Source organism: Pseudooceanicola sp. (genome assembly GCF_029213205.1).
Classification (GTDB): domain Bacteria; phylum Pseudomonadota; class Alphaproteobacteria; order Rhodobacterales; family Rhodobacteraceae; genus Pseudooceanicola.
On sequence record NZ_JARGNH010000010.1, the window covers coordinates 87,647 to 107,923 of the forward strand.

General features: G+C 67.1%; 1 protein-coding gene (running past one end of the window). It reads right to left on the reverse strand.

Features of this window, described 5'->3' with window-relative positions; all coding sequences use genetic code 11:
- Positions 1-20,269: the 5' portion of a CARDB domain-containing protein gene (locus P1U48_RS09860; protein WP_301068810.1), read on the reverse strand. It extends 14,405 nt beyond the left edge of the window; only the first 20,269 of its 34,674 coding nucleotides appear in the window; the start codon lies at positions 20,267-20,269; the stop codon falls past the left edge of the window.
- Positions 20,270-20,277: the final 8 nt, after the last annotated feature.

A 20,277-nucleotide genomic window follows, 5' to 3' on the forward strand; every position in this document is an offset into this window, starting at 1 on the left:
CGTCCACCGCACCCGCGCTCAGCGTGACATTGCGCGGCTGCGCCTCGGCCAGGGTCCCGAAATGATGCTGCGCGGCGCTGCTGGTGACCGACCCATCTGCGGCATAGCGATACTGCGCCCCGCTCGGCCCGGTCGCGGCGATCAGCCGCCCGCCTTCGCCGGTTTCATAGCCATAGAGCATCGGCGCCGCGCCACCGCCGGCAAAGCTGAGCCGGCCCGCGTCGTCGTAAAGATAAATGCGCCGCCCGCCATCGGGCAGTTGCAGCCCGGCAATCCCGCCCAGCGGGTTGGTGACGATCTGCACCGCGCTGCCATCCGGGGCGATGATGCCGCTGTCAGCAACGATCAGCCGGGTGCCGTCCTTGGTGATCGCCTTGACCGCGCCGGACCCGTCCGCGTGCCACATGGTGCCATCCGGGCTGGTCAGGGTCAAAACCTCGCCGCCGCGCCCGAACGGGCTGTAGGGCAACCCGCTGACCACCGAATAGAGCCCGCCCTCGGCCTCGGTCAGCAGCGGGCCGTTGTGGGTCAGCGTATAGCCCGGGGTTTCCGAGACAAAGCGCAGGATCGCGCGATCCAGCCCGGCAATCGCCTCGGTGTCGATCTGCGCGGTGAACACCAGCCTGGTGCCGTCCGGCGCGCTCAGATGCACCCGGTCGCCAGTCTGCAGGGCACGGTTCAGGGCATTCGCCGGTCCGGCATCCAGCCGCAGATCGTTCCAGCCCGCCGCCCAGCCCGACCCGAAATCCCCGGCGCGACCGGCGTCGCGGGCGTCATAGGTCCGGGTCAGGTCGAGGCTGACACCGCCCAGATCGACACGGGCATCGACCTCGGTCCGGCGCAGGGTCGCCGAGGGCGCTGGCAGCACCTCGACCTGGCGCTCCAGAACCGAGGTCAGACCGGCGATATCGACGGCCTCAAGCCGCAGCCGGTAGAATCCCGATTGCACCAACCCCGGATCGAGATGGCCGATCACGCCATTGGCGACCTGGGTGGTGCCGCTGCCCAGAATGATCGCGGGGCCATCGGCGGGCACCAGGATCGCGCGCCAATCGGCAATACCGGGATCGGTCACGCTGCCGATGATCGCGCCCGCCTGCAGCACCGCGCCATCGTTGATGGCAAGGCCCAGCACCGGCGCGGCGCGGTCGGCGGCATCGCGCACCGCAATCACCTTTTCCACGCGCCCGACGCGACCGTCGACATCCGTCACCTCAAGCACGGCGGTGATCCGCCCCGGGGCCTCGGGGATAAAGCTGGCGCGGTTGAGATCGCTCAGCGGCACCTCGGCCCCGTCGATGGTCAGCCGATAGGAGGCGACCGGCACGAACCCGGACCCCGCCGCCGACAGCGTCACCAACTGGCCCGGCCGCGCCGGGAATCCCGGGGTAACATCGAGCACCGCAATCGGCAGCTGCGGGCTGCGGCTGACCCGCAGCACCATGTTGCGCGGAACCGTGTCGGTGCCATCAAAGGCGCTGACCCGCACCACATGATCGCCCAGATCACCAACCTCGGGGCGGAAGGTCAGGACATTGCTGGCGGGATCGAAGCTGGCGGTGTCGGGCAGGTTTTCGACCGACAGGATCAGCGTGTCATCGGCGTCCGGGTCACTGGCGCCGAGGCTGAATTGCAGCGTCTCGCCCAGCACCACGGCACGGTTTTGCAGGGCCAGCTCCGGCGCCCGGTTCTGGTTGAGGATTCGGGTCACCACCGCCTGCTCGCTCGCCGCGCCCGCCGCGTCGCGCACCCGGACCTTGATCGTGTAACTGCCCGCCTGGGTATGATCCGGCGTCCAGCGGAATTCGCCGGTGCTGGCGTTCAGCCGCGCCCCGGCGGGCAGCGCCCCGACCGGTTCGAACACCATGCCGTCGCCGTCGATATCGCCCGCCAGCAGGCGGAAGCCGAATGCCACCCCTTCGCGGCCGGTCTGCGGCGGGGTCGGCACAAAGACCGGCGCGCGGTTGGTGTTGGTGACGATCAGCGCCAGAGTCTCGGTCGCGAATTTGTTGCCGTCGGTGACCCGGATGGTGATGCCCTCATAACGCCCGGCCTGATAGCTGTGCGGGGTAAAGGAGAGGGTGCCGGTCAGCGCGTCGATCCTGGCACCCGGCGGCAGGCCGGTGGCGGACCAGGTCAGCGGATCGCCATCCGGGTCGGCGGCGCCCAGGGTCAGGCTGAACTCCTGCAGCTCGGCCACAGTGATATCGCCCACCGGTTGCAGGATCGGCGCGCCATTGGCCGCGCGCACCTTGACCGGCAGGGTCAATGTATCACTCAGCGCATCCGCAGGCACCCCGGCGCCGCTGTCGGTCACCCGCAGGGTCAGGCTGTGATCGCCGATATCAGCACTGGTCGGCGTCCAGCGCAGCAGCGCCCGGCCATAGCTCGACCCGGCAGAGATCACCGCCGCCTCCGGCAGGCCCTCGATGCTAAAGGTCAGCGGATCGCGATCGGCATCCAGCGCGGTGAATTCATAGCGCAACTCTTGCCCCGGCACCGCGACAAGCCCGGCGACCGGTGCCAGCGCCGGACCCAGGTTCGCCGCTTCGACCGAAAGGATGAAGCTGCCCTGATCGCGCTGCGCATTGGCCGCGGTGCCATTGCCGTCATCCTCGACCTCAAGGTCGATCCGCCAATCGCCCCGGTCCAGATCGGCGGGGGTCAGCCGCAGCGTCGCGCCGCCGTCCGCCGCCATCACCAGCGCCCCGAAGGGTGAGGAGCCATCGAGCGGGATCGGCGTCGGATCGAGGTCGATCTGATCGGCCCCGGCGGCGCGGGTCGCGGTGGCGGTGAAGCGCAGCACATTGCCATCGGGATCGACCGAGCTCAGCGGGATCTCAAGAGTGCCGCCGCCTTCGACACTGCGGTTCGGCAGGTCCGGCAATTCCGGCGGACGGTTCAGATCCTCGACCGTGAGGGTGATGTCGATGCTGCGGGAGGCGGCAACACCGGTGCCGTCGCCATCATCGGTCGCGGTCAGCCGCATGACATAGAGCCCGGCATCGGCAAAGCCGGTCTGCCAATGGAATTGCCCGGTGCCCGGATCATAGCTGGCACCGCTCGGCAGGCCGGTCATCTCGTAACTGACCGAGCTGCGCTGTGAGCCTTCGTAGTGCATCAGGGAGCCGTCGCTGTCGCGTTCCGGCATCACGTAATCGGGGTTGTCGGGATCAAACGCCTCGGTGCGGAAGAACAGCGCCTGACCCTCGGTCGCGGTCCAGTCGTCGAGCCCGCGCAGGCTCGGCGCGCCATTGGCATTGGCGACGTTGATGCGCAGCACGATGCGGGTGGTACCAAGCCCGTCGGTGACATCGACCGGCACCGTATATTCGCCCATCTGGGTGTAGCCCGGCGTCCATTCCAGCACCCCGGTATCGGGGTTCAGCGCGGCACCTGCGGGCAACACCGGCGCCGAATAGCGCAGCACCCCACCCTCGGGATCTTCGGCGGTGATCGGGATCCGCAGCGGCTCGCCCTCGCGCACCTCCAGCGGCAGCGGCGTCGCCACAACCGGCGCGGCATTGCCGGGGCGCACCAGGATATCGAAACTCTGGGTGCTCTGCGCAGCGCCGTCGCTGGCCCCGATGGTGACGTCCTGATAGAGGCCGCGCTGACCGGGTTGCGGGGTCCAGACCAGCTCCTGGGTGTCCTGGTCAAGGAATGCCCCGCGCGGCAGGTTGTCGGCAAACAGCAGCAACCGGTCGAGGTCCGGATCAAAGGCCAGCAGCGGCAGGCGCATCTCTTCGCCCTCGAACAGCTCGATCACCGCGCTCGGTGCCTCGATCTGCGGCGCGGTGTTCAGCCCGGCGTCGATGGCAATGTCCCATGTCGCCTCGGAAAAGGCACCGGCCTCGTCATAGGCGCGCACCACCACCGGGGTGGTCGCCGCCGCGTCGCGGCCCGGGGTCCAGGTCAAAACCCCGGTTTCGGGGTCGAGCACCATGCCCTCAGGCCCGCTGACCAGCACCCAGCCGATGGCGTCGCCCTCAAGGTCGGCGGCAATGAAGTCGTGACGGTAGAGCACCCCGACCTCGGCCTCACCCGGCATCGATTCCAGGATCACCGGCGCAGTATTGACCCCCGGCAGAATCCGCACGCCATGGGCAAAGGCCCCGCGCTCTTCGGGGTCAAGCAGCAGGGTCACCGCATGGGCCGTGGCGGTCTCGCCGGGGCTGAGGATATTGTCCGCGCCGAGATCATCGCTGAGGTCGATCAGCCAGATGTCATTGGCCCGCACCCCGCTCAGCGGGGTGCCGCTGCCACTCGGGTCCGAGGTGTCCAGCGTCAGTTGCAGCGGCGCCAGCAATGGCCGGGTGCCGGTATTGGTGACAATGACCTCATAGGTGGTGGTGCCGGTCTGGCGGTCAAAGCGGGTGTTCTGATATTCGATCCGCACATTGGCGGTGACATCCTGCAGCCGGGTGAATTCCACACTATAGGGCGCCCCCAGCGCCACGCCGCGGGCGCTTTGCACATCGCCCGAGACCGAGATCGCAAAGACACCGCGCGGCAACGCCGCAAAGCGCAGTGTGACCTCACGGCTGTCGGCGGCATACTCCACCGAGGTGATCGGCAGGATTTCCCCGTGCGAGTCGATCAGCGCGAAATTCGCCGGGTTCAGCACCGATCCCGCGCCGCTCACCGCCATGTCATCGTCAAAGCGGAACGAGAAACCGGCGACCGGCTGCGCGGTGATCGCGCCATCGGCCAGGGTGCTGGCGACAACCTTGGGCGCATAAAGCGGGCGCAGCACGTCAAGGCCAAGGCCATGCGCCACCAGAACCCGGCCATCGGCCAGCGCCGCGATGCCTTCGCCCCGGATCGGCGCGGCGGCGACGCTGACGATCTCGTGGCTGGCGACATCGACGGCAAAGATCCGTGACACCGCGCCGGTCCCGGTCCCGTCCCGGACGCTGGTCAGCAGCGCCAGCCCGGCGAATTCGCTGCCCGCAGTGCCAAAGGTGATCGAATCGAGCGGCGCCTGCACCTCGGCCACCACCCGCGCCGTGCCATCCGCATCAAAGCGCAGCACCCGGCCCCGGTCGGGCCAGCTGGTGCCCCAGAGGCTGCCGTCAGGGGCCACGGCCAGATCATCGACGCGGCGGTCGGAAAAGGCGATGAAGGTTTCGGTGACCGCGTCGAACCGCGCCACCCCGTCACCGGTCGAGACATAGATCGCGCCATCCGCCGTCACCGCGACCGATTGGGTGATGCCATCGCCATAACGGTTCAGGATATCGCCGGTGCTGCCGCTCAATTCCAGCAGGGCGCCGCCGCCCGAGGTCGCCCAGATCCGCCCGTCCGGCGCTTGCGCCATATCGTAAATCGGCGTGTCGAGCCGGGCCAGCGGTTCCTCGCCGCCAGCGCCATTGGCGTCGACATGGTAAAGCCAGGCCCGGTCCGGCCCGCCGGAATAGAGCACCGATCCATCCGCCAGCCCCAGCACCGCCAGCGCGCCGATGCCGCCCTGGCTGGCCGGGAGCCCGGCGATGAAGGTTTCAAAGGCAAACGGCGCGACCGCGGTGGCATAGGCACCGGGACGCAGCGGCGAGATGGTGGCCGGAATGCCGCCCAGCGCCTCGATGAACAGCGGGTTTTGCGGCTCCGGCAGGGCGGGGGTGGCGACATTCAGCGGCGCGGCCTCGGTGGTGTCGGTCACGCTGCTGCCACCCAGATCGATCACCTCCGGCACCAGATCGCCGCTGGCGGCAAGGCCCGGCGGCGCCGCGTCGCGATTGCCCGCCAGATCGCGCGCCAACACCAGCACGTCGACAGTCGCGCCAGCCGGGGTGCCGTCGGGCGGCGAATACGTGAAATCTCCGGTGGTCTCGTCGCGGGCGACAATGCGGAAATCTCCGCCGTTCACCGAGACGTAGATATTGGCGCTTTGCACGCCCGATCCGCCCGCCTCGTCCGTCGCGGACCAGGTGATGCGGGTGTCCTCGGTGCCCGGAATGCGGCGGGCGTTGTAGGTGGTGATCGGGGCGCCCTGGTCGAGCCGGTAGCCAAACGCCTCGGTAACCTCGGGTGCGCTCACATCCAGGATCACCTGGGCTTCGGCAAGAATCTCGGCGCCGCTGACGGCCTCTTTGCTGGCCTCGACTTGATAGCGCACCGATCCGCTTTCACCGGCGCGCAGCAGCCCCTCGGGCCCGTTGCCTTCAAGCAATTCACCGGTGGCCGGGTCAATCGCCTGCACCAGCCAGGTTGCGGTGCGGCTGGCCAGATCGACCCCCGCCGAAACCCGCAGCACAAAGCCACGGCTGGCGCTGAGGTCGATATCGGTCTGATAGAGCAGCCGCCCGGCGGGAATTTCGATATTCAGATCACCGATGCTCAGCCCGCCCAGGCGGAAGCTGCGGGCGTCCAGCCCCGGATCCAGCGTGGTGACGATGCGCAGCTCTCGCGCCGGGCGCGGGCTGGCGGCGTCAAGCTCGAACCCGATCTCATGCGGCAGCGCGGTCTGCGCCGGCACCCAGTTTTCGTCGCCAGCGCCCAGCGGGCCGCGCAGCCAGGCGGCGCCGTCGCCCTGGGCCACCCCCGCGATCTCGCGGAAGCGGTCAAGGTCGAGCGCGGTCAGCTCGCTTGTCGTCGCATCCGATCCGAAATCCGGCAGATCCACCGCGCCTTCGCCCAGCCAGGGCGAATAGACATTGAAGGCGGTAAAGGTGGTCGGGCGGCTGAGGCCCAGGTCGAACTCGGCGACGTCCGGCAGCGCCGCCACCGGCACATCATAGGGCAGGCCCCGCGGCGGGTTGCGGATGTCATAGCGGGCAATCGGCGCCAGGGCTGCGGGGGTCGAGCCATACCAGCCGCGCACCGCGGCGTAGAAGTCGACCAGATCGCCACCGCTGCGGATCTCATCCCCCGCCGGGCCCATCAGCAGGCCCTGTGACAGCTGCGCCACCAGGCTGGTGACCCGGGTCTGTTCGAACACCGGCGGCGCGTCGGCCTCTTCGCGCAGCAGCCCGGCAGAGGTCAGCGCGGCGAGGAAGCCATCGGTCCAGGCCGCCTGATCCGCCGCCAGGGTTTGCAGCGCCGGCGTGGCATCGGCATCGGCCAGCACCGCCTGGCGCAGTTTTTCGGCCTCGGCGCGCTGCGCCGTGACGAATTCGTCGCGGGTCATCGGGGTGGCGGCGGCGACCACGTTGAACTGGAACGGCAGATACCAGGGCAGATCGCCATGCACGACCTCGAAACCGGGATCGGTAAAAATCTCGTGGATCAGCGGATCGACAGCGGCCAGCGCATCGACACCACCGGCCAGCCCGTCCGCTGCGGCGAGATCCGGGAAGCGGGCATAGAGATAGGTCTTGATGCCCTCGAAATCGCGGTCGATCAGCGCCTGCAGGCCGGGATAGGTCTGCACCGCGAAATTCATCTGCGCCTGGCCCTCGGCGGCCAGATCAAAGGCATAGCCAGGGGCCAGCAGCCGCCCGCCCAGGTTCAGGGCCGATTGCGCGCCGCTCAGCCCCTCGGCGGGCGTGTCCGAGCCATCACCGACATTGGTGGTGAATTGCAGGAACGGCAGGTTATAGGCGAAATCGTTGCTGCCGATCTCGGGCGCGCCAAAGGTGAAATGCACATAGGGCGTATCGACATTGGTGAGGCTGTCGAGCACGACGCTGTAGACCCCGGCCTGCCCCGCCGGAATGACGCGCGGCCCGCCCAAGCCCACGGTCACGTCGCGTTCGATCTGGCGCTCGACCAGATAGCGATAGGGCAGGATCGCCTCGGCGCCATCGGCATTGGTCACGATCACATCGTAAAGCCCGTGTTCGGCGCCCTCCAGGTCGAAGGTGGCGATCACCTTTGTGGCGTCGATGCGTTTCACCGACACCGGCAGGAATTCCGCCAGCCCGGGGCGGCTGAGCTTGACCACCGCGCCGGGCAGGATGCCGGCACCGTCGATGGTCATGGTCACGAACCGCGCCGATCCGCCTTGATCGGGGGTGACGTCGCGGATCTGGAACGGCAGGATCTCGGCCCGCAGCACCTGGTCGATGTCCTCTGCCCCGTCTTCACCGCCAAAGCTGCGCACCAGAATGTAATAGCTGCCCGGTTCGGTCGTGGAAATCAGTGCCTCTTGCCGGGTGCCAAAAACGCTGCCCTGGGCGGCGTCGAAATCCGACTGGCTGGGCGGTGACCCGGCCTTGAGGAAAATCTCGTTCGCGGTGTTGGGGTCGCCGCCGCTCAGTGACACAAGCAGGGTTTCGCCCGCTGGCACCTCGATCCGGTAGAGCCGTTCGCTGGCCGCCCCCAGCGACACCACCCGGTCGATCCCCAGCGGGATCAGCGGGCTGGCCACGGTGATCGCCCCGGCGCCGACGCTGGTGTTGTTGCCCTCGAACGCGGCCTCGTTCACCTGGTCGCGCGCATCGGTGCGCAGGATCACCCGCCAGGCCCCGTCGCCGAGGATCGGCAGATCAGCGGTCAGGCTGCCGGCATAGCTGGCCCCCGCCGCCAGCCCGCCCGCATGGGTGGCCCGTCCCAGGAAGGTATCGCCGATGTCCCAGACCCCGTCGCGCGACAGATAAACTGCATCGCTCCACTCGCCCTTGGCCGGGGCTGTCGATTGGTTGGTGACGGTCCAGCTGACCTGCACCGGATCGCCCGGGGCAGAGCCACCGGACAGCGCGACGCCGGACGCGACCAGATCGGCGGGGGGTTCCTGTTCGATCAGCAGGGGCTGCGCCGAGGACCGAATGTTGTCCTCGCGCCCGTCCTCGAACACCGCCCCCACCGGAGCGCTGTTCGAGACCGGATCGCTGACCACATAGACGAAATACGACCCCGACAGCCCCTTGGGCAGTTTGGTGGCCAGATCGACCTCGCGCAGCGCGCCAGCCTCAAGCGGGGCCAGGTGATCGTGATAGCCAAGAAAGAAATCGGTGCGGGTGTCGAGGGATTCATCACGGCTGAGATAGACCAGATCGCGCCAGCCGCCGCCGGTCGAGCGCACGCCGCTGTTGGTGATCGCATAGCTGACGGTGAACGGCTGACCGGTCACCGCCCGCTGCGGCAGGGCCAGGGCGCTGATGGTCAGATCGGCGGTTTGTGCCGCCTCGACCGCGATCGGTGCGCTGGCGCTGTTGTTGCCCTCACCGGCGAATTCATCGACATTGTCGGCGGTGGCGCTGAGCCCATGCAGACCGATGCGGATCGTCGATTTCTGATAGGTGCCACCGGCGCGCGAGGTGGCGTCGGTTTCCATCAGGATGGTGTAATCCCCGGCGATCCCCAGCGGCAGATCCAGGGTCACCGTCTCGGTATAGCTTTCGCCGATGCCCAGCGGCGCATCGCGGCGGAGCTCGCCAATCATATGGTCCTGCGGATCGAGCGCGCCGTCGACCGAGATATAGAACCGGTCATACCAGCGGCTTTCGCGGGTGGCGCGGCTGCCGGTGTTGGTGACGGTATAGGTGATTTCGACCGGGCCACCGCTGCTGGCCCCGGCGGGCACCTCAAAAGCGGTGACGGTCAGGTCCGGCTCGGCATAGGTGATGCGGGTGCTGCCACGGCCAAAATTGCCGGTCGGGTCATCTTCGGTTTCATAGGCGCTGGTGCGGTAATACTCCGCCCCCTTGTCGATTGCGCCGCTCAGGGATTCGCCCAGCGGCAGCCCGCCGTAATAGGCCACATCGGTTGCCACATGCAGGTAATAGTCGCCATCGCTGCCCGGCGGCAGCACCATCTCGGCGGTTTCGGTATAGCTCGCCCCGGCGGCCAGCCCGGCCTGGTTCTGGTGGATCACCTGGCCCAGCAGGGTGGCGCGGCTGCGCTCGAACACCGGGTCGCGCGACACCCACACGGCGTCACGCCAATACTCGGTTCCGTCCCAGACCGCTGCGGCGCCGTCATTGCGCACGGTCCAGGTGATCTGCACCGGCTCGCCCGAGCGCGCGCCGGGTGCGGCGGCGACGGCAATCACCCTGAGGTCGGCGGCAGCACCGCTGACATCGGCGGTGCCGCTGGCCAGGTTGTTGTCCTCATCCGCCTCGACCACCGCCTGGCGACCGCGCACCGAGGCATCGGTGATCACATGGACAAATTGCCCGCGCGCCGAGGGCGGCAGGTCGAAGCTGGCGCTGGCGCGATAGCTTTCGCCGGGCTCCAGCGCGCCGCTGCGGGCCAGATCGCCGAGATGCCACAGGGTTTCGCCCGGCGCGCCGAATTCGGCACTGTCGCTGAGATAGACCCGGTCGATCCAGCTTTCCGGCGTGCCGGTCAGCCCGGAATTGGCAACCGTCCAGTTTACATTCAGCTGATCGCGCCCGGCATAGGCCGCCGCGTCGCTGGTCACCCCTGAGACCACCAGATCGGGGCGCACCGGCACATAGCCGATGATGTCGATGCCACGGCCTTTGTAGTTGTTGTTGTCCAGCTCGTTCGGATCATCCGGGTTGATGTTGATCGCCAGCGTGTCCTCGGCCACCACGTCGTAGCTGTCCGACCAGGGGGTGATGAAATACTGGCCCGAAGGCAGGTCCTCGGGGATCTGCACCCGCAGGGTCATCTCATAGCTTTCGCCCAGCGCCAGACCGCCGGAATGGGTGACACTGCCCAGTAGCCGGGCCGAATTGCCCTTGAGGAAATCCGCGCCATCGACATCGGCAAAGGCCGAAGTATTGGGCCGCCGCGCATCCTGCGCGATCCAGATGGTGTCGCGCCAGCTGTCATCAAGGGTCTCGCCCGCGCCCAGGTTGGTGACCCGATAGCGCACCTCGACCTCGGACCCGGCGACGGCCTGCACCGGGGCGATCACGCTGCCGGTCACCAGATCCGGGCGCGGCAGGGCGGTGACGTTGAACTTGGCTGCCGCTTGATTGTCGCTGTCGAACGGATATTCGTCGACCCGGGCATTGCTGTCCGCCGAGACGATCACATAGGCATCGCCCGACCAAAGCAGCGGCACGGTGCCGACATCCGAGGTCATGCTGTAGCTTTCGCCCGGCGCCAGGGCGAGCGGGTTGCCGGTGCGCGAGATCAGCACGTCATCGCTGCTGAGCGTGTCGTCAAGCGACAGGTAAACGCTGTCCTGCCATTCGCCCAGCGCCGCGACGCTGCCCTGGTTGATGATCTCGAAACTGGCCTGCTGGCTGCCGCCTGCGGTGACGGCGGGGGCAATCACCAGGCTCGACACCTGCAGATTGGGGCGCGGGTTCAGGGTGACAGTGAGGGGCCGGTCGTCGGCGGTGGTGTTGTTGTCGCCCGCCGCCCCCTCTTCATAGATCCCACGATTGTAATTGGTGACCACGGTCAGGGTATAGGCGCCCTCGATCCGCGCAGGCAGGCGGAACCGTTCGGTGCGCTGATAGCTCTGCCCGATGCCCAGCGCCCGGGTGTTGGTGAAATTGCCCACGGTGATGCTGGGTTTCGAGGTGTCCAGCGGCACCAGAACCAGCCGGTCGGTCCAGGACCCGTCCAGCGCCGCCGCACCGGCGTTGCTGACCCGCCAGGCAACGTCGATGATTTCGCCCTCGGCCGAGGTTTCGACCGTGGCGATATCGCTGACCTGCAGATCCGCCGTCGGCGCCAGGGTGATGGTGGTCGGCACCGCCGCCGAGCGGTTGTTGTCGTTGAACACGAATTCATAGGGGCCGCCGCTGGGCGCGGTTTCGACGCTGGCATAGAGCGGCCCGGAAACACCATTGGGAATGCCGATGACCGCGGTCCGCTGATAGCCGTCGCCAACCTCCAGCGCGCCGAGATGGGTGTAATCGACCGAGGCCACCTTGCCGCTGCCATCGGGGTTGCGCGACAGGGTGATCCGGTCGGTCCAGCTGATCGCGTCGGTGACCCCGATGCCATCGTTGCGCACCGTCCAGGCGACGTTGAGGTCGGTGCCGGACAGGCCCCCCGCCGCCGCCTTGATCATCGTCACCTTGAGGTCGGCATAGGGTGCCCGCGCCACATCGACATAGGTCGGTGCCACGCCCCGGTTGTTGGCGGTGGCGCCATCCTCGAACACCAGCCCGGTGGCATCGGCGACCACGTAGATCTTCAACCGCTCGGAAAAGCCCGCGGGCAGGTTGATCGCCTCGGAACGCAGATAGCTGCCGCCCGGCGCCAGCGCCCCGTCGCGCTGATAGCTGCCCAGCAGGATATCGTCGCCATCCCCCAGAATGTCATCCTTTGAGGCCCAGACCTGATCGGTCCAGCCGGTCTCGCCCCCCTTGGCGCTGGCGATATTGCTGACCCGCCAGCCGACCGAGATGACCGCCGGATCGGCCACGGTGAGCGGCGGCGCGGTGACCTCGGTGACCGTCAGATCGGCATGCGGGGCCAGGGCCACGGCAAAGGCCCGGGCAAGGGTATTGTTGTCCTCGAACTCCTGCTCTTCGGTGCGGTCGGTGGCGTCGGCGACGACGATGATCTGCCAATCGCCGCGTGCATCTATAGGGATCCGCACATCGGCGCTGAGCATATCCTCGGCCCCCGCCGCCAGCGCGTCGCGGGCGCCGCTGGCATGCAACAGGATATCGTTGCCATCGGCGATGCCATCGCGCGACAGCAGGACCCGGTCGATCCGGCCCGCCGTGGCATTGCCGGATCCGGCGTTGCGCACCGTCCAGTTGACGGTGATGACCTGATCCGAGGTGGCGCTGTCAGGGGCCGAAACATTGACCACCTGAAAATCCGGGGTGGCGAGGCCAAAGGGATCATCCGCAAGGCCGATATTGTCGTCGCGCCCGGCCTCGAACACCTGATCGTTGTAATCGGTCACCACCAGGAACCGCCAGCTGCCCGCCGCCAGCGACGGCAGGGTCACATCCAGCGCCGCATCGGTCCCGGCGCCCGGTTCCAGCCCGGCGGAATGGGTAAAGGCACCGAGGTAGCGGGCGCCGCTGAGACTGCCGGTGGCGGTCAGATAGACCCGGTCGGTGAATGGCGCGCGGGCAATCGCCTCGCCAATATTCTCGGTCCGCCAGGACACCCGGACGCTGTCGCCCGGTGAGCCGTCGGTCGGCCCCTGGACATCGCGCACCACCAGATCGGCGGCAGAGGAGGACGAGATCGACACCGGCTCAAGCGCGGCGCCGGTGTTGTTGGCCTCGTTCGCGCCTTCTTCCTGGGTGTCGGCGGCGTCGGTGACCACGATCAAACGATAGGGCCCGGACAGGTTCGGCGGGATGGTGATATTGGCCGAGGCGGTATAGCTGGCGCCGGCGGCCAGCGGCCCGGCCGGGGCCGCCACCTCGGCCAGCAGGATATCACCGGCATCAAGAACCGCATCGGAACTCAGATACACCCGGTCGAGCCAGGCGGCATCCGAGGCTGCTGCGCCGGTGTTGCCGACGCGCCAGGACAGCGGCAGAACCTGGCCCCAGGTGCCAGCGGTCGGACCGGCCACCGCCTCGACCACCAGATCGGCAATCGCGCCCGGCTGCACAGTGATCGCCACCGGCCCGGCGCTGTTGTTGGCCTCGCCATCACCCTCGATCACCTCGGCCTCGGCGTCGGTCAGCACATAGAGCTGATAGGCGCCCAGCAGATCGGCAGGCAGCAAGACATTGAGGCTGACGTTATCGACCGCCCCCGCCGCCAGACCGGCGCGGCTGACATTGGCCAGCACGATGTCATCGGCATTGCCCAGCGTGGTGTCGGTGGACAGGATCAGCCGGTCGCTGCGACTGCCCGCCGCCACGGAACCGGCGTTGCTGACCTGCCAATCGACCTGCAGCCGCTGCCCGGCGACCGGGGTGCCGGTGAGGCTTGGCGCGGTGACGGTCAGATCGGCATAGGTCTTTGCGCGCGCGGCAAAGACCAGCTCGGCAAAGTTGTTGTCCTCGGCATCGCCAGCGGTATTGACCTCGATCACCGAGGATGAGCTGCCATTGTCGAGATAGAGCCGGAAGCGCAGGTCGCCGGTGCCGTTGGCGCCCTCGGGCAGGGCGACGGTAAAGCTGCGGCTGCGGGTCGCCCCGGCGGGCAAAAGCACCCCGGCTTCGGCGGCGAAATCAATGCGCCGATTGAGGAGAGTGGCGCGGGTGTCGAGGTTGGTGACCTGCAGCAGTGATTTGAACGGGACCGGCAGATCGGTGCTGCCGCTGTTGCGGACGGTCCAGGTAAAGGTGACCGTGTCGCCCGCCTGCGGATCGGTGTTGTCGATGCGCAACCCTTCGATCACCAGATCCGGGGCGTTGATCACGCTTTGCGTGGTCTGGTTGTTGGTCTCGCCGGTGGCCGCCGCATTGGCCTCGGGCACCGCGTTGTCCAGATCGGTGGTCACCTCGAACCCCATGGTCCCGGTGCCGTTGACTCCGGTCGGCCAGGTCAGGGTGACGCTGCGTTCCACCGTGCCGCCCGCCGCAATCGCGCCGGAGGTCGCCGGGTCATAGGCGAGGCTGCGCAGATCGAGCGTCGGGTCACCGGAGCGGCTGAGATTGCGCAGCCGCAGTTGATCGGTAAAGGCTTGGGTGATCGCCGCACCGCCGGCATTGCGCAGGGTCCAGCGCACCGTCACGGTGTCGCCCGGCAGATAGCCGGTCGCCGGTTCGACGCGGATATCCTCGACCAGCAGATCGGCCAGTTGATCGTTCAGCGCGGTGAACGCGACCGAGGCGCTGTTGTTGCGTTCCGGGTCAATGCCGCCGTTGGTTTCGTCCACCTCATTGGCGATATCCAGCTCGACCTCGGCGATCAGATCGCCCGCGCCCAGCGCCCCGGAAGGCAGCCGCAGAGTCGCCTGCCGGGTGGTGGTGCCCGCCGGGGCCAGCAGGGTCGCCCCCGGCCCAGTGACCCGGACCCCGACGATCTCACCGGTGTCGGCGCGGCGCAGGATCACCCGGTCACGGCCCGGCACCGCGGCCGCCGCGCCGCTGTTGGTCACGTTCCAGCTGACGATAATATCCTTACCCGCCTGGACGGCCCCAGCCGCGCCGACCGCCACTGCCGAGGGCACCAGGTCGGCGGCGCTGCGCGCGTCTGAGCGGGCGGGCACCGGCGCCCGGCGCGGGGTCTCGATCAGGTTCATCGCAACGTTCAGCGGCTCGCTGCGCCCGACCTGCCCCTCGATCAGCAAATGGTATTCGCCATCCTGATGCAGCGTCAGCACATCCTGATCCGAGATCGCGCCGGATTGCGACAGAACCAATTGCCCGTCCGGGCCAATCAGGCTGAGCCCGGCGCCGCTGATTGCCCCCTGCGTCAGCGCCAGCTTGTAGCGCTGCCCGGCAAGGCCATCGAAGCGATAGGCCTGGGTCACGTTGCCGGGGTTGAGCACCGCGTGGATCGGCGATCCCGGGGTGATCTGCACCGACTCGGCGAGGTTCAGCAGCCGGAACGGCAGTTCGGTTATCTGGTCATCGCGGCGTTCCAGCAGCAACGAATAGGTGCCAGCCGGCAGGGAAACCCGCGAATTGGCCCCGGTGTCGGAAGCAAAGGCCTGGTTGACGATCTGCCGCCCCTCGGCATCCGAGATCACCCAGCGTGCACCTGAATCGCTCAGCAGGGAATCGAAATAGACCTCCCCCGCCGCGGCCATGGTGAAATCATAGATCAGCCGGGCGCGGGTATCGGCGGGGCTATCGCGATAGCGCTTGCCGAATTCGAGGCTCTGGCGCTGAACCTGGCGTTCCGCCAGCCGGAAGCTGTAGTCGAGCGGCCCTTCGCGCCCGTCATAGCCCAGCAGCAGCAACGTCCATGTCCCGCTCTGGCCCAGCCGGGTCACCGACAGGTCATCAACCGCCCGTTGCGGCAACTCGCGCCCGTCCGGCGCGATCAGGCGGTAATTCGACAGATAGGTCGATTGCGAGAACGACGTGATGTCGAACACCACATCCTGCCCGGCCACCGCATCAAAGTGGAACACCTGCGCATCCGCCATGGCTTCGGCGGTTCCGCTGACCGTCTCGCCCAAGGCGATGGTCCGACCGACGCCGAGGTCGAGCAGGCGGAACTGGAACGGGTCAAAGGCGCCGCCACTGGACAAGCTCAGCTCATACGTGCCCGGTGGCAGGCGGAAATCGCGGGCTTCGACAGTGTCGATCCGGCCCCCGGCCACCTCGACGCCCGCCGCATCCCGCACCGCCCAGTGGATTCGCTTGGAGGTGGTGAACCGGCTGTCGAACATCAGCGATGTCGCCTCGGTCAGGCTGAAACCGAACCGGTCGACGGCGCCCGCGATGGGCAGGTTGATCGTGGTGAGCGCGCCCAGCGCAATCGCCTCGGGGTCGGAATTGCGGCGGGTGACATGGGCGTTGCTCGGGATCGATTCGTCGGCATCACCGTCGATGACCAGCAGATAACGCCCGGCCATCCGGGCGCGGAATTCGACCCCGGTCAGATAATTCTGCTGCACCACCTTGCTGCCGTCCGGGGCGATGACATGCCAGCGCTTGTCGGCCCCGTCATTGACCATATCGAGCGAGACATATTCGCCGAGGCTCGCGTCAAACCCGAAGAGGACCGTGCTGTTGGCCGGATCGCTCAGCACGGTCTTGGTCACGTTCAGCGGCAGGTCGGCACCGCTGTCGGCATCAAGGAAGGCGAAAGCATAGGCGTCGCTGGCGTTGCTCGATTGCACGTCGATCTGATAGCGCCCGGCGGCCAGATCCAGCGTCATCGTATCGTTCTGGCGATCGCCGCGCGCATAGAGGTCATAGCTCGACGTGTAGATCTGGCGCGGCGCCATGATCTGGCCAAATGCGTTGCCAAGGCTCACCTTGATCGCCGAGGAATTGGTCAGCCCGTCCATGATCACCCGGGTCGGCCGGGTCAGGGTCAGGACATAGCTGTCGGGGGTGTCGGCGGCGGTCAGGGTGCCGCTCGCCAATTGGCCCAGCGCCAGCGCGGTGCCGGTCAGCGCATCGGGCACCTTGGTGCCGGTTTCGCGCATCGCGAAGGCAAAGCTGATCTCATCCGCGGTGTTGGTCGTATAGCCGTAGACCAGGATGTGATAGGTGCCGGTCTGGCGCAGGGTGATATCGCTGACGTCGCGCAGGCTGTTGAATTCAAAGACCCGCCCGCCCTCCGGGTCATACATCGCAAAGCTCATGTTGCCGCTGGCGGCAAGCTTGTCGAACTCGACGATCTGGCCAGCGGTGCCGGCCCAGCTGAAGACCCGCCCGGCGGTCGAGGGCGCGACGATGACAAGACCGGTGGCGACATTGTCGGCCAGCGGCATTGCATCGGCGAAATTCAGCAGCTCGAACCGATAATCACCGGTAAAGCCGCCGTTGGATTCGATCACCAGCGCATAATCGCCCGGCCCCAGATCCATCTGCGCCTGATCGAAACTATAGCGCCTCAGGCTGACCGCATCGCTGACCGGCACGCCGTTCTTTTCCAGCCGGAAGGTCAGGTTGTCGGTCGATGTCTCGCCCTTGAAGGCCAGCCGCTGGGCGCTGGCGAGGGTGAAGCTGTGGCGAATCACGTCGCCCGGACGTTCGATCTGGCCGGTCACTGGCGTACCGGGGGCAATGGCGCGGGTCAGCGATTGCGCCTGGGTCACCCGAAAGGTGATCTCGGATCCAAGCGCCGCCGAGGGCCGTTCATCCAGCACCAGCGTATAGCGCCCTGGACCGGCGGCATAAAAGCTCAGGTCATTGGCAAAGCCCGCAGCGGTAACGACAACCGCGCCGGAGGCGTCCAGCACCTGCCAATAGCTGTCACCACTGCGGGCAAGGCTGTCGATATAGACCTGTCCGGCACCGGTGACGTCGAAATGGCGAAAGACGGCGGTCTTGTCCAAGACCTGGGTCACATCGCTGTCCAGCGCCAGCGCCGTCGACAGCGCCATGTCGCGCAGGGCAAAGGCAAAATCGGGGGTGGTTATCCCGTCCGGCGTGATCCGCAGCAGATAGTCACCCGGCGGCAATCGGAACTCGCGCCCGGCGCCATTGTAATAATCGAAATCCGCATAGGGCAGGTCTGCGGCCGGCTTTCCGTCGGCATCCAGAACCGTGACCTGCGCCGTCGCTTCGTTGAGGGCGTCGAAATAGAGCTGGGTTTCCTCGGTCAGGGTAAAGCGGTGATCGACTCGGCCAAACGGCACCGGGATAGACCCGTCGACGCGGGTATCCAGGGCGATGTCGACATCCTGAAACACCGCCGTATTGGCGGTGAAGGCATAGCTCAGCGGCGCGGTCTGGCCGGGCTGGGCATCAATCAGGATGGTATAGCGCCCGTCGCGTGGCGGATCGAAGGCAAAGGCCCCGGGGGTCGCCCCGACATCCAAAATCTGGCTGCCATCCGGGGCAAAGACCCGCAGGCGCGGGTTGTAATAGGTGTCCCGGCCGGTGAAGTCGGAGAAGGCCAGCGTCACCCGCTCGCCACCTGTGGCGTCAATCGACCACAGCCGCATCGCCTCGCCCGGATCGAGGGTGCCGCTCTGTTCGATGCCACGGACAATCAGCGGCGCGTTGCGGTCGTCATGCAGCACGATCTCGGCGCTGCCGACCTCGTCCTGATAGGCGCTCATCCGCAAGGTATAGCGCCCGGCATGGACCTGCAGGCGCATCGCATCGGCGCCCGAATTGACATAGCGGGTCAGCACGGTGTTGCCGTCCGGGTCAATCAGCTGCGCGTGGATATTGTTGATGTTCTCGACCGAGCGGCGCAGGTCAAAGGTCAGCATCGTCGCGGCGTCGATGTCGACCTGATACTCGATGACCTTGCCCGGCGTATCCAGGCTGACGAGTGTCGGCACCTCAAGCGCCAGCGGCTGGGCGATCTCATCCGCCGCAAACAGCGTCGCGGTAACGGCGGTGAGTGGGCGGTTGTCGTCACGGCGGAATTCCAGCCGATAGCGACCATCCAACGGCGCGCGCAGCACCTCGCCCGAGCTCAGGCTGGTCGTCAGCTGGTCGAGGTAACGCCCATCCGGCCCATAGGCGTTGATGCGCAGAGAGCCGCTGCTGTAACTTGTCGGATCAAACGCCGTCGGGTCGAGGAACACCCGCTGGCCAGCAGTCAGGTCGACGGTGACCACCTGCACCGCCCGATCCGTCCCGAGGTCGAGGCTGAAGGGCGTGCCAAGGGTGATCGGCTGCGCCTCGGACATTGGATCGGAAAGGCGGAACCGATACGCGCCCGCCGCAGCCGTCTGCGAACGGATGTTCAGCCAATAGGTGCCAGCCGGGACATGCGCGGCAATCCGGCTGTTGGCACTCTGGCTTCTGTTGTTGAATGCGAAATGCTGACCCTGCGCCGATTCAAGCGTCAGCTCGATATCGGAATTGCGATCCAGCAGGTTGAACATCAGCTCGGTCGGTGCCGCGATGTCGAACTGATAGCGATGCACCTCGCCGATGGTGCTGCCAAAACTGCCGGTTGTGGGCGCGCCCAGAGTTCCGGCGCGGTCGCTCACCGGTGGCGGCGTCGCGGTATAGGCGCCATCCTGCACAATCTGGAAATCATAGGCGCCGGTGTGCGCGGAATAGCTGCTGGTGACCAGCCAGTAGTCACCCGCCGGCAGGTCGAAATTGACCGGCGTCGCCCGCAACAGCAGATCAGAGCCGACGACACCGCTGCGCCCGCGCAACTCCCAGCTGGGCAGTCCGAACCCGGTGCTCCCGGTCAGCCCGATCCTTGTGTCGGTGGCCAGGGTGAAGTGATGCAGATGCCGCTCGCCCGGTGTGTCAAAGTTGTCGCTGGCGAGGCTGCCAAAGGTGTATTCACGCGGCTCGGCGCTGCCCAGGGTCGCGGTCATGCTGAACCCGGCGGCGGCGGTCTGATCCACCCCGCCGTCGATCAGCAGCCGATGCCGACCGCTTTCGCTCAGCACCGTGCTCAGCCCGCCGAAATTCGTGCTGGTGATCACCTGGCCGCTCGGCGACACCAGTGTGATCGACCCGGCATTGGCATTGCTCACACCGGTCAGTTGCAAGTCGAAATATTGCCCGGCCAGGGCGTCGAACTGATAGCCCAGCCCCTCGGTCCCTCGCGCCAGCGCCACCGCCTCGGGGGTGCCCATCGGCAGGACCGGATCGTCCGACAGATCGTTCAGCCGAAATTCGTAATCGCCGGTCTGAGACTCGGCCCCGAAAATGCTGAGCGTGTAAGTGCCGCGCGCCACATCCAGCACCGCGGGCGCCGTACGGCTGCGTCCGTCGGCCTGGTTCAGGGGGCTGCCGACATCGATGTCGCCCGGTCCGTGCAATCGCCAGCTCAGCTCGGACTCGGTGAGCGCGTCAAAGCTGACCCGGGTCGGCTCGGCAAAGGTGATGAGATAGCTGTCTTCTTCGCCCGGCGCCGCGATGGTCCCGGCAATCGGAAACAGATCCGCTGAGAGCAGCAGCCGCGGCTCGAAAGTCTCCATCATCACCCGGC